A 13041-nucleotide genomic window follows, 5' to 3' on the forward strand; every position below is an offset into this window, starting at 1 on the left:
GAAGTAAAACCAGGTCAAGGGGGTATCATCATGCATGGAGTAACCATATCGGAATTAATTGAGAAAATGAAGCTTAAAAACACCACGCCGGAGATTGACACGGACAAGATTGTGCTGACCCATCCGGACGTGAACCGCCCGGCCCTGCAGCTCACGGGATTTTTTGACCATTTTGACAGAGAGCGGGTTCAAATCATCGGATACGTGGAGCAGGCATATATTAATACCATGGACCAGGAGCAGAAGCGCCGGATGTACGATAAGCTCACATCCAGCCAGATTCCCTGTCTGGTGTTCAGCCGCGACCAGGAGCCGGATGAGGACCTTTTGGAATTCTGTAATTACTATAGCGTTCCCTGCCTTGTGTCCGATAAGACCACCTCTGCCCTGATGGCAGAAATCATCCGCTGGCTCAACGTTAAGCTGGCTCCCTGTATCAGTATCCACGGCGTGCTGATTGACGTATTCGGCGAGGGCGTCCTGATTATGGGCGAGAGCGGCATCGGCAAGAGCGAGGCTGCCCTGGAACTGATTAAGAGGGGACACCGTCTGGTGACGGATGACGTGGTGGAGATACGCCGGGTCAGCGATGACACTCTTATTGGAAGCGCCCCTGACATCACCAAACATTTTATCGAACTGCGCGGCATCGGCATCATTGATGTGAAGACCCTGTTCGGTGTGGAGAGCGTTAAGGATACCCAGTCCATTGACATGGTCATCAAGCTGGAGGACTGGTGCAAGGATAAGGAATACGACAGGCTGGGCCTGGAAGACCAGTACACGGAATTTTTGGGCAACCAGGTGGTCTGTCATACCATCCCCATCCGTCCGGGACGTAACCTGGCCATTATCGTGGAATCTGCGGCTGTCAACTACCGCCAGAAGAAGATGGGCTACAATGCAGCCCAGGAGTTGTACAACCGAGTACAGGCCAATCTTGGAAAGGGACAGGAAAAATAGTAACAGTTCAGAATGTTACGAACATTAAGTCTTAAGCGAGGAATGTATTTTGAATCTGGAACATATGTTGAAAGAGGTGCTTGTATCAGAAGGGGCAGTGTGCCGTTTCATGGAACCCATGAGCAGTCACACCACCTTCCGCATCGGGGGGCCGGCTGAAGCCTATGTGTGCCCCGGCAATGAAGAGGAGCTGGGAAAGGTTATCTGCCTGTGCAGAGAACACGATATTCCCTGGAGAGTGCTGGGAAATGGCAGCAATCTCCTTGTCAGCGACAGGGGAATCAAGGGAGTGGTCATTGCTATGGAAGGAAACTGGTGCTATGCCGGGGCAGAGGGAAACGTTATACGTGCGGGGGCAGGTGAACTGCTGGCCCGTGTGGCCCGTGTGGCCCTGGACCACTGTCTGACCGGTATGGAATTTGCCGCAGGCATACCCGGCAGCGTAGGCGGTGCCCTGGTGATGAACGCAGGGGCCTATGGCTCTGAGATAAAGAATATCCTCAAATCAGCCAGGGTCATGACAAATGAGGGGGAGGTGCTGGAACTTTCCCTGGATGAACTGGAACTGGGATACCGCACCAGCTGTATCCCCGACAGGGGATATACGGTGCTGGAGGCATCCTTTCAGCTGGAACCGGGGGACCGGGCAGCCATTGAGGCCCGGATGAAGGAACTGGCAGCCAGACGGAGGGAGAAACAGCCTCTGGAATATCCCAGCGCAGGCAGCACCTTCAAACGTCCTCAGGGATATTTTGCAGGTAAGCTCATAGAGGATGCCGGTCTCAGGGGATATGGCATGGGCGGTGCCAGGGTATCGGAGAAGCACTGCGGTTTTGTGATCAACGGCGGAAACGCCACTGCGTCCGATGTCATGGCCCTGTGCGGTCATATCAGAAAGACGGTGAGGGAACAGTCCGGCGTGGAGCTTGAGATGGAAGTGAAGCGCTGGGGCGAATTCTGATTTGAAATGCTAATCTTACGTAACTGAGGTGGATGGATGAAGCTTGTGATTGTAACCGGAATGTCCGGGGCAGGCAAGACAATTGCACTGAAAATGCTGGAGGATTTGGGCTTTTACTGTGTGGATAACCTGCCCATATCCCTGGTGGATAAATTTGCCCAGCTGGCAGCGGCCGGCAGCGACATCAGCCAGGCCGCCCTGGGCATAGACATCCGCAGCGGCGAGGAACTGAGCCATCTGGATGCTATTTTCAGAGGATGGAAGGAACTGGGAATGGATTACCAGATTCTGTTCCTGGATGCCAATGACGGAGTCCTGATTAAGCGGTACAAGGAAACCCGCCGCAGCCATCCCCTGGCCGGGACAGGCAGGCTGGACAAGGGAATTGAAAAGGAGAGGGTCAAGCTGGCCTTCCTCAAGAAGGATGCGGATTTCATCATTGACACCAGCAAGCTCCTTACCAGGGAGCTGCGGCAGGAGCTGGAAAAGATATTCCTTAAACACCAGGAGTACTGCAACATGTTCGTCACGGTCCTTTCCTTTGGCTTTAAGTACGGCATTCCGGAGGATGCGGACCTGGTTTTCGACGTGCGTTTTCTGCCCAATCCCTACTATGTGGAGGAACTGCGCCCACTGACAGGGGAGGACCAGGCTGTCCGGGATTATGTGATGCAGGGAGGCACCTGCGCGCAGTTTCTGGACAAGCTCTATGATATGATGGATTTCCTCCTGCCTAATTATATCAATGAGGGAAAGAATCAGCTGGTAGTGGCGGTTGGATGTACCGGAGGCAAGCACCGATCCGTGACGGTTGCCAAGGCCCTTTGCGGCCACCTGACTGCCAAGGCCGAATATGGCATCAAAATAGAACACAGGGACATCGACAAAGACAATAAAAGGAAGTAGCAGACATGTCATTTTCTTCCAACGTAAAAGACGAGCTGTCCAGGCAGATGCCCGGGGCGCGCCACTGCCAGATAGCAGAAACAGCAGCAATCCTGAGCTTGTGCGGAAGGGTAAAAATATCGGCCTCAGACCATTTTTGGATTGAAATCCATACGGAAAATGTGGCAGTTGCAAGAAAGTACTTTACATTATTGAAAAAAACATTTAATATAAGAACTGATGTCTCGATTCGCAGTGGGGTTAATCCAGGGCGGAGCAGGACATACATCGTAGCAGTCAGGGAACATGAGGAAGCTCTCAGGGTCCTGCAGGCAGTGAAGCTCATCAATTCCCAGGGGGAAATTGGTGAAAACCTTTCCCTGATTCGGAATGTGGTGCTTCAGAATGCCTGCTGCAGACGGGCTTTCATACGTGGCGCCTTCCTGGCGGCCGGTTCCATCAGCGCCCCGGAGAGGTTCTACCACTTTGAAATCGTGTGTCCCACCGAGCCAAAGGCGGAGCAGCTTAAAAACATCATTGCCACCTTTGATATCGAGGCCAAGATAGTGCCAAGGAAAAAGTACTATGTGGTCTATATCAAGGAGGGCAGTCAGATTGTGGACATCCTTAATGTGATGGAGGCCCCGGTATCCCTTATGGAGCTGGAGAATATCCGCATTGTCAAGGAGATGAGGGGCAGCGTGAACCGCCAGGTCAACTGCGAGACTGCCAATATCAATAAGACCGTGTCAGCTGCGGTAAAACAGATAGAGGACATCCGTTTCATCCAGTCTGTTGCCGGTCTTTCGGGTCTGCCTGAAAGTCTTCAGGAGATGGCCCGCATACGGCTGGAACGGCCAGACGCGACCTTAAAGGAATTGGGGGAGGCCCTGGAACCGCCTGTGGGTAAATCAGGCGTAAACCACCGTTTGAGGAAATTAAGCCTTGTGGCTGAAGAACTGCGGCAGCAGTTTCCGGACCGTAATACATCAAGTTTGCAATAGTTTTATCAAGTACGAATCAGTACGGGCACCTGAATGGCAGTCAGGATACGGCCAGATTGGAACATGACCATTGGGACGTATCAGGGGCTTTGAACCATTCAAAGGAATGAGGAGGATTATTATGGTAAAGAAATTGATTACAGTTGAATTGGCATCAGGACTTGAGGCGAGACCGGCAGCTATGCTCGTGCAGGTAGCCAGTCAGTACGAAAGCGCGATTTACCTGGAAGCAGAGGCAAAGCGTGTGAATGCCAAGAGCATCATGGGAATGATGACTCTCTGTCTGACCGCAGGCGAATCCATTTTGGTGGAAGCCGACGGAAAGGATGAGGAGGCAGCTGTAACTGAAATTGAGAAGTATCTGAAAAACCAGTAACTACCAGTCCGTTTGTTTGGAGAGATAGATAATGGGAATCAGGCAGGACTTGCCTGGTTCTCTTTTCTTTTATCCGGATTTATGATAAACTGTTACTCGAATGACACGGAAAATAATGACGCAAAAAATGATGACACAGAATATAATAACGCGGAACATTTGACATGGACATTCATACCGCAAGGATAAGGAGAGAATAGGGAATGGCATTTACCCATTTGCACGTCCATACGGAATACAGCCTTTTGGACGGCTCCTGTAAAATCAAGGAGCTGACAGCCAGGGCAAAGGAGCTTGGCATGGACAGCATGGCTGTCACGGACCATGGCGTGATGTATGGAGTCATTGATTTTTATAAAGCTGCCAGGGAGGCCGGCATCAAGCCGATTCTGGGATGCGAGGTCTATGTGGCCCCGGGCTCCCGCTTTGACAGGGAGACGGTAAGCGGCGAGGACCGGTATTACCACCTTGTGCTGCTGGCAGAGAACAACAAGGGTTATGAAAACCTGATGAAAATTGTGTCCAAGGGATTTGTGGACGGATTTTACTATAAACCCAGGGTGGACTACGAGGTGCTGCGGACCTACCACGAGGGAATCATTGCCCTCAGCGCCTGTCTGGCAGGGGAGGTGCAGCGCTGCCTGACCAGGGGAATGTATGAGGAGGCTGTCAGGGCATCCGACAAGTATGCGGACATATTCGGAAAGGACAACTTCTTCCTGGAGCTTCAGGACCACGGGCTGCCGGACCAAAGGTTAGTAAACCAGGGCCTTATGCGCATGAGCAGGGATACGGGCCTTAAGCTGGTGGCCACCAACGATATCCACTACACCTATGCCGAGGATGAGAAGGCCCATGATATCCTTCTGTGCATCCAGACCGGCAAAAAGGTGGCGGATGAGGACAGGATGCGCTACGAGGGAGGCCAGTACTACTGTAAGTCCGAGGAGGAAATGCGTGCCCTGTTCCCCTATGCGCCTGAGGCCATTGAAAATACCCATATGATAGCGGAGCGCTGCAATGTGGAGATTGAGTTCGGGGTTACCAAGCTTCCCAAATATGAGGTGCCTGAGGGCTTTGATTCCTGGAGCTACTTAAACCATCTGTGCCGTGAGGGCTTTAAGACCCGTTACCCGGAGGATGACGGCACGCTGGGCAGCCGGCTGGACTATGAGCTGGATGTCATCCGCTCCATGGGATATGTGGATTACTTCCTGATCGTGTGGGATTTCATCAACTATGCCCGCTCCCAGGACATTATCGTGGGGCCGGGGCGGGGTTCCGCCGCCGGAAGCATTGTGAGCTACACACTGGGAATCACCAATATAGACCCTGTGCGTTATAATCTTCTCTTTGAGCGTTTCCTGAACCCGGAGCGCGTGTCCATGCCCGATATTGATATTGACTTTTGCTACGAGCGGCGCCAGGAGGTAATCGACTATGTGGTGCGCAAGTACGGCAAGGACCAGGTGGTGCAGATTGTCACCTTTGGTACCCTGGCCGCAAAGGGGGTTGTCCGGGATGTGGGGCGTGTGCTGGATTTGCCCTATTCCCTGTGCGACACCATTGCCAAGATGATACCGGGGGATCTGGGGATGACCCTGGATAAGGCCCTGACCATGAATCCGGATCTTAAGAAGGCCTACAATGAAGATGAGCAGGTCCACTATCTCATCGACATGTCCAGGCGTCTGGAGGGACTGCCCAGGCATACCTCCATGCATGCGGCCGGGGTGGTGATTGGCAGCCGGTCCATTGACGAGTTTGTACCCTTGTCCAGGGCCTCTGACGGTACCATCACCACCCAGTTTACCATGACAACCATTGAGGAGCTGGGACTTCTCAAAATGGACTTTCTGGGCCTGCGCACCCTGACGGTTATCCAGAACGCGGTGCGGCTGGCTGAGAAGGACTACGGCATCACCATTGACATTGACCACATTGATTTTGACGATAAGAAGGTGCTTGAATCCATCGGAACAGGCAGGACCGAGGGCGTGTTCCAGCTGGAAAGCGCGGGGATGAAGAGCTTCATGAAGGAGCTTAAGGCGGAGAACCTGGAGGATATCATAGCAGGTATCTCCCTGTACCGTCCGGGCCCCATGGATTTTATACCCAAGTATCTGAAGGGAAAGAACGACAGGGCTTCCATCACCTATGACTGCCCCCAGCTGGAGCCCATATTAAGCCCTACCTATGGATGTATTGTGTATCAGGAGCAGGTTATGCAGATTGTGCGTGATTTGGCGGGATATACCATGGGACGAAGCGACCTGGTGCGCCGTGCCATGAGTAAGAAGAAAACGTCGGTCATGGAGAAGGAGCGCCAGAACTTTGTCTACGGCAACCAGTCCGAAGGGGTTAAGGGCTGTGTGAATAATGGGATAGACGAAAAGACGGCAAACCACATCTACGATGAGATGATTGACTTTGCAAAATACGCCTTCAACAAGTCCCACGCAGCGGCTTACGCGGTGGTATCCTACCAGACCGCCTATCTGAAATACTATTATCCCAGGGAGTTCATGGCCGCCCTCATGACATCGGTCATGGACAATGTAAGCAAATTTTCCGAGTATGTACTGACCTGCCGCCGCATGATGGGCATTCCCGTGCTGCCCCCGGATATCAACGAGGGCGAGAGCGGATTTTCCGTGTCAGGGGACGCCATCCGCTACGGGCTGTCCGCCATCAAGAGCGTGGGCAAACCGGTGACAGAGGTAATCCTGGCGGAGAGGGAGAAAAACGGTCCCTTCCGTTCCATGGAGGATTTCGTGGGGCGCATGAGCATGAAGGAAGTAAATAAGAGAACCCTGGAAAATTTCATCAAGTCAGGCGCTCTGGACACCCTGCCGGGAACCAGACGTCAGAAGATGGCAGTGGCGCCCACCATGCTGGAGGAGAAGGCCAGGGAGAAGAAATCCATGTTTGAGGGGCAGTTAAGCCTTTTCGACATTGCGGGTGAGGAAGACAGAAATGAATTCCAGATTACATTTCCGGATGTGGGGGAATACTCAAAGGATGAGCTTCTTGCCTTTGAGAAGGAAATACTGGGAGTCTACATCAGCGGTCATCCCCTGGACGACTATGAGGAGATGTGGAGAAGGAATATAACAGCCACCTCCGCCCAGTTCATCGTGGATGAGGAGACGGATGAGGCAGGGGTGGAGGACGGATCCAGGGCTGTCATCGGCGGACTGGTGGCGGGCAAGACCGTAAAGACCACCAGGACCAACCAGCTCATGGCCTTTATAACCCTGGAAGACCTGCTGGGACCGGTGGAGGTCATTGTGTTCCCAAGGGATTACGAGGCCAACCGGGACCTTTTTACCGAGGATTCCAAGCTGTTTATCAGGGGAAGGGTGTCCATCGGAGACGATCCGGTGGGAAAGCTGGTGTGCGAGCAGGTGATACCCTTTGACAGTGTACCCAAGGAGCTGTGGCTCCAGTTCCCGGATATGGAGACGTATCAGGCCGGGGAACAGCGCCTTCTAACCTCTCTGCGGTCCAGCGAGGGAAAGGACCGGGTGGTCATTTACCTCCAGAAGGAGAGGGCCAAGAAAGTCCTTCCGGCCAACTGGAATGTACAGGTCACGCCCGGGCTTTTGGAAGACCTGGGAAAAGTACTTGGTGAAAAAAATGTCAAAGTTGTAGAAAAAAGTCTTGAAAAGCTGGGGAAAATGAATTAGAATAGCGTTGGATATAGATGAGAGAATGAATGATTGAGAGCGATGTCAGCACAGGAGTAATTTGCGTGTGCTTAATACAAGGAGGTAAATTGCTATGGCAAAGGCAGTGAAAACCATTGGAGTACTTACCAGCGGAGGCGATGCGCCGGGAATGAACGCGGCCATTCGCGCGGTTGTAAGGACTGCTATCAATAAGGGCCTTAAGGTAAAGGGCATCATGCGTGGATACGCAGGTTTGCTTGAGGAGGAAATCGTAGACATGGAGTCCACCAGCGTGTCTGACACCATCAACCGCGGCGGCACCATCCTTTACACGGCAAGATGTAAGGAGTTTACCACAGCGGAAGGCCAGCAGAAGGGCGCTGATATCTGCCGCAAGCATGGTATTGACGGAATGGTGGTCATCGGAGGAGACGGTTCCTTCAGAGGCGCGGGAAAGCTGTCTTCCCTGGGCATCAATACAATCGGCCTTCCGGGAACCATTGACCTGGATATTGCCTGTACGGATTATACCATTGGTTTTGATACGGCTGTCAACACGGCCATGGAAGCAATTGATAAGATTCGTGATACATCCACATCCCATGAACGGTGCAGCATCGTGGAGGTTATGGGGCGCAACGCCGGATACATCGCACTGTGGTGCGGCATTGGCAACGGCGCGGAGGATATCCTTCTTCCGGAGCGCTACGACGGCAACGAGCAGGCCCTGATTAACCGGATTATCGACAACCGCAGACGGGGCAAGAAACATAACATCATTATCAATGCAGAGGGAATCGGCCATTCCGGTTCCATGGCAAAGCGCATTGAGGCTGCCACGGGCATCGAGACAAGGGCCACCATCCTGGGCCACATGCAGCGCGGAGGTACGCCTACCTGTAAGGACAGGGTGTACGCCTCCATCATGGGAGCCAAGGCAGCAGAGCTTCTGGCCGCAGGCAAGAGCAACCGCCTGGTAGCCTATAAGCACGGTGAGTTTGTGGATTTCGATATCCAGGAAGCCCTGAACATGACAAAGGACATCCCGGAAGAGCAGTACGAGATAGCCAAGATGCTGATTCGTTAATCCGGAATGTGAGAACATAAACGATGATAGAATGGAAAGTCCGCCGCCTGTCACAGGCAGCGGACTTTTGCGGAGAGATGAGATGAAGGATACGACAGTGCTTTGCGGAGCCAATTCCTATGAACAGAAATATTATTTTAACCAGGATTTTAAATCCCTGCCCCAGTCCATAAGGGATGAACTCCAAATCATGTGCGTGCTCTATACAGAGGATGTGGGCGGCGTGCTGACCATGGAATTTGATGAAAGGGGAAACCTGGAATTTAAGGTGACCTCAGAGGAAACGGATTATCTCTTTGACGAGATAGGAAGCGTCCTTAAAATCAAGCAGTACCAGGAAGAGAAAAAAGAAATGCTGGAAGCGCTGGAACTGTATTACAGGACATTTTTCCTGGGCGAGGACATAGATATAGAGGATGACGGGGAAGATTAAATGAAGCTGAGGATTGGAAATACAGTTCTTGAGAATAATGTAATACTGGCGCCCATGGCGGGTGTCACGGACCAGCCCTTTCGGGTGCTGTGCCGGGAACAGGGAGCCGGATGCGTGGTGACGGAGATGGTCAGCGCAAAGGCGATTCTGTACAACAACAGGAATACCAGGGAGCTGCTTCAGATAGACCCGGCCGAGCGCCCGGCGGCAGTGCAGCTCTTTGGGTCGGAGCCGGATATTATGGCGGAGATTGCAGCCAGGCTGGAGGAAGGGCCCTATGATTACATTGACGTGAACATGGGATGCCCTGTGCCGAAAATCGTCAACAACGGCGAAGGCTCTGCTCTGATGAAAAATCCCAAGCGCGCAGAGAAAGTGCTGACAGCCATGGTGAAGGCCGTGAAAAAGCCTGTGACCGTGAAGTTCCGCAAAGGATTCAACGACCTCTCTGTCAATGCGGTGGAATTTGCAAAGATGGCGGAAAGCTGCGGCGCTGCTGCCGTGGCTGTTCATGGGCGCACCAGGGAACAGTATTATTCCGGGAAGGCGGACTGGGACATCATTCGTCAGGTGAAGGAGGCGGTAAGGATTCCTGTTATCGGAAACGGGGACATTTTTAAGCCGGAGGACGCCGGGAGGATGCTTAAGGAGACAGGGTGCGACGGCATCATGGTGGGCAGGGGAGCCAAGGGCAATCCGTGGCTGTTTGGCCGGATTAACCACTATCTGGATACAGGGGAGGTTCTTCCGGGTCCCTCCATGGCTGAGATAAAGGCCATGATTCTGCGGCACGGCCGGATGCTGGTCCGGTTCAAGGGAGAAGGGGTTGCCATGCGGGAGATGAGAGGCCATATGGCCTGGTATACAAAAGGAATGCCCCACTCAGCAGCGCTCAGGAATGAAATCAACCAGGTGGAGACATTTGAGGGTTTCGTGGAGCTTCTGGACAGGAAAATCCAATCTTGACAATGGACACATTTTCCTATATAATACTCAGAATGTGTGGACATTAAGAATGATACTCAAGTGAAATCAACATAAATTAAGAATATAAGGAAGGAAGCGGGTAAGATGGCAGATAAGAAACATATTTTGACATATGCCGGACTCAAACAGTACGAAGACGAACTGCAGAATCTGAAAGTTGTCAAGAGAAAAGAAGTTGCGCAGAAGATTAAGGAAGCAAGGGAGCAGGGCGATTTGTCCGAGAACGCAGAGTATGACGCGGCTAAGGATGAGCAGAGGGACATTGAACTGCGTATCGAGGAACTGGAGAAGCTTCTTAAGAATGCCGAGGTCGTGGTAGAGGATGAAATCGACCTGGATAAGATTAATATCGGATGTAAGGTAAAGCTTCTGGATGTGGAGTATGACGAGGAGATGGAGTTCTATATCGTTGGATCCACTGAGGCCAACAGCCTTCAGAATAAGATAAGCAACGAATCACCGGTAGGCCGTGCCCTGATTGGCAAGGTAGTGGGTGACTGCGTAGACGTGGAGACCCAGGCAGGGGATATCCAGTATAAGGTGCTGGAAATCCAGAGGGTTTCATAAATCTAACACAAAGGAGTTAAGGACGTGGGAGAACAGCAGAAGGTTAATCAGGCAGATACAGATTTAAATCACGTGCTGAAGGCGCGCAGGGATAAGCTGGCGGAGCTTCAGGCAGCTGGAAAGGATCCTTTCCAGATTACAAAATATGATGTGACTGCCCACAGCATGGATATCAAGGATAACTATGCTCAGTGGGAGGGGAAGGAAGCAGCCATTGCCGGCCGTATGATGTTCAAGCGCGTCATGGGTAAGGCTTCTTTCTGTAATGTACAGGATTTAAAAGGCAGCATCCAGGTCTATGTGGCCAGGGACAGCGTGGGTGAGGAGCCGTACAAGGATTTCAAGAAAATGGACATCGGCGATATCGTGGGTGTGAAGGGAACCGCGTTTACCACCAAGACAGGTGAGATATCCATTCATGCCACGGAGGTAACCCTTCTTTCCAAGAGCCTTCAGGTGCTTCCTGAGAAGTTCCATGGCCTGACGGACACGGATATGCGTTACCGTCAGCGCTACGTGGACTTGATCATGAACGCGGAGGTGAAGGATACCTTCATCAAGCGTTCCAGGATTCTGGCTGCCATCCGGAAATATCTGGGCGGAGAGGGCTTCATGGAAGTGGAGACTCCTATGCTGGTTTCCAATGCAGGCGGCGCTGCTGCAAGGCCTTTCGAGACCCATTTCAATGCCCTGGATGAGGATTTAAAGCTTCGCATATCCCTGGAGCTTTATCTGAAGAGGCTTATTGTAGGCGGACTTGAGAGAGTTTATGAGATTGGGCGCGTGTTCCGCAACGAAGGTCTGGACACCAGGCACAACCCGGAATTCACCCTGATGGAGCTGTATCAGGCTTATACGGATTACAACGGGATGATGGACCTGACCGAGAAGCTGTACCGTTTTGTGGCTCAGGAGGTACTGGGTACCACCACCATTACTTATAAGGGCGTGGAGATGGATTTAGGCAAGCCCTTTGCCCGCATTACCATGGTGGATGCGGTTAAGAAGTATGCCGGAGTTGATTTTGACCAGATTCATACCCTTGAAGAGGCAAGGGCCGTTGCCAGGGAAAAGGGCGTGGAGTTCGAGGGACGCCATAAGAAGGGCGATATCCTGAACCTGTTCTTTGAGGAGTTTGCAGAGGAGCACCTGGTCCAGCCCACCTTTGTTCTGGACCATCCTGTGGAGATTTCCCCGCTGACCAAGAAAAAGCCGGGCAACCCGGACTATGTGGAGCGCTTTGAGTTCTTCATGAACGGCTGGGAGATGGCAAACGCCTACTCTGAAATCAATGACCCCATTGACCAGAGAGAGCGGTTCAAAGCACAGGAAGAGCTTCTGGCCCAGGGCGACGAGGAAGCCAACCATACGGACGAGGACTTCTTAAATGCCCTGGAGGTAGGTATGCCTCCAACAGGAGGAATCGGATTCGGCATTGACCGTATGGTCATGTTGCTGACGGATTCACCGGCAATCAGGGATGTGCTGCTGTTTCCGACGATGAAGAGCTTAGATAAATAAAAGCTAGGTTTTATGCGGGTTTGCGGGCTTTTTAAAACCGAAAAAAACGGTTTATACATCAAAAATACATCAAATTTACATCACGATATGTAGAGATATGGAATCATATGGAATAGGGTATCTAGGTTAGTAAACTCAGGTTACTGGCATATTTAAGAAAAAGGACATTTTCATTTTAAATGAAGGTGTCCTTTTTTGCTTTTCAGGAAACTTTGCAAATCGGCCAAGATGGTGTATAATAGACTTGAAATAAAAACGGCATAGCAAAAGAGCGAAGATGTAACTTCGCCATGACGTTGCCTATGTAGTTTTTGTTTTTGGTTTAGGCTGCACTATCTGACGGTAGAGAAAGAATAAGGCGTATGGAGCTATCCATATCCCATAACCTTTCGATAGCGTTCAAATAGTGCAGTTTTTTTGTGGTAAACTTCTAAAACCAACATAGAAGTGCCACACTCCGGGCATTTGAGCGGATCATAGCCAAAAGCCAGAAGGATTGAATTACGCCAATCCAGAAGCCTGGAAAGATAACGCTGTTTCTGAGGGGATAAACATTTCCGGAGATTTTTTTCCTGTTTATGGTGCT

At 51.7% G+C, this 13041-nt stretch carries 11 protein-coding genes and 1 pseudogene; 11 read left to right on the forward strand and 1 reads right to left on the reverse strand.

Going from position 1 to position 13041, the window contains the following annotated elements:
* Nucleotides 1-30 precede the first annotated feature (30 nt).
* From hprK to lysS, 11 genes are all read left to right on the forward strand, one after another.
* Nucleotides 31-963, forward strand: a complete 933-nt coding sequence (gene hprK, locus G614_RS0118625; RefSeq protein WP_027643156.1) for an HPr(Ser) kinase/phosphatase — start codon at nucleotides 31-33, stop codon at nucleotides 961-963.
* A gap of 49 nt (nucleotides 964-1012) precedes the next feature.
* On the forward strand, nucleotides 1013-1924 hold the full coding sequence (murB, locus tag G614_RS0118630; RefSeq protein ID WP_027643157.1) for a UDP-N-acetylmuramate dehydrogenase: 912 nt from the start codon (nucleotides 1013-1015) through the stop codon (nucleotides 1922-1924).
* A gap of 36 nt (nucleotides 1925-1960) precedes the next feature.
* Nucleotides 1961-2830 carry an RNase adapter RapZ gene (gene rapZ / locus G614_RS0118635; RefSeq protein WP_027643158.1) on the forward strand — a complete coding sequence of 290 codons (870 nt, stop codon included), beginning with the start codon at nucleotides 1961-1963 and terminating at the stop codon, nucleotides 2828-2830.
* 5 nt (nucleotides 2831-2835) lie between these two features.
* Complete coding sequence (gene whiA, locus G614_RS0118640) at nucleotides 2836-3813, forward strand: DNA-binding protein WhiA (RefSeq protein ID WP_027643159.1); 978 nt, start codon at nucleotides 2836-2838, stop codon at nucleotides 3811-3813.
* A gap of 121 nt (nucleotides 3814-3934) precedes the next feature.
* The gene (locus tag G614_RS0118645) at nucleotides 3935-4189 is read left to right on the forward strand and encodes an HPr family phosphocarrier protein (protein ID WP_002564619.1); all 255 of its coding nucleotides are present in this window, start codon (nucleotides 3935-3937) and stop codon (nucleotides 4187-4189) included.
* Between the two features lie 203 nt (nucleotides 4190-4392).
* The gene (locus tag G614_RS0118650; RefSeq protein ID WP_027643160.1) at nucleotides 4393-7878 is read left to right on the forward strand and encodes a DNA polymerase III subunit alpha; all 3486 of its coding nucleotides are present in this window, start codon (nucleotides 4393-4395) and stop codon (nucleotides 7876-7878) included.
* 94 nt (nucleotides 7879-7972) lie between these two features.
* A complete protein-coding gene (gene pfkA, locus G614_RS0118655; protein ID WP_027643161.1) occupies nucleotides 7973-8947 on the forward strand; it encodes a 6-phosphofructokinase in 975 nt (324 codons plus the stop codon).
* An 82-nt stretch (nucleotides 8948-9029) separates the two neighbouring features.
* Complete coding sequence (locus tag G614_RS0118660) at nucleotides 9030-9380, forward strand: DUF6145 family protein (protein WP_027643162.1); 351 nt, start codon at nucleotides 9030-9032, stop codon at nucleotides 9378-9380.
* Nucleotides 9381-10346, forward strand: a complete 966-nt coding sequence (gene dusB, locus G614_RS0118665; RefSeq protein WP_027643163.1) for a tRNA dihydrouridine synthase DusB — start codon at nucleotides 9381-9383, stop codon at nucleotides 10344-10346.
* Nucleotides 10347-10451: 105 nt separating this feature from the next.
* On the forward strand, nucleotides 10452-10934 hold the full coding sequence (greA, locus tag G614_RS0118670) for a transcription elongation factor GreA (protein ID WP_002574940.1): 483 nt from the start codon (nucleotides 10452-10454) through the stop codon (nucleotides 10932-10934).
* 24 nt (nucleotides 10935-10958) lie between these two features.
* Nucleotides 10959-12455, forward strand: a complete 1497-nt coding sequence (gene lysS, locus G614_RS0118675) for a lysine--tRNA ligase (RefSeq protein WP_027643164.1) — start codon at nucleotides 10959-10961, stop codon at nucleotides 12453-12455.
* A 368-nt stretch (nucleotides 12456-12823) separates the two neighbouring features.
* On the opposite strand, the pseudogene G614_RS32225 reads toward lysS, so the two are convergent.
* Nucleotides 12824-13041 (reverse strand): annotated as a pseudogene (locus tag G614_RS32225) (IS91 family transposase); the annotation flags it as partial.

The organism is [Clostridium] clostridioforme AGR2157 (assembly GCF_000424325.1).
In the GTDB taxonomy this organism is placed as follows: domain Bacteria; phylum Bacillota; class Clostridia; order Lachnospirales; family Lachnospiraceae; genus Enterocloster; species Enterocloster clostridioformis_A.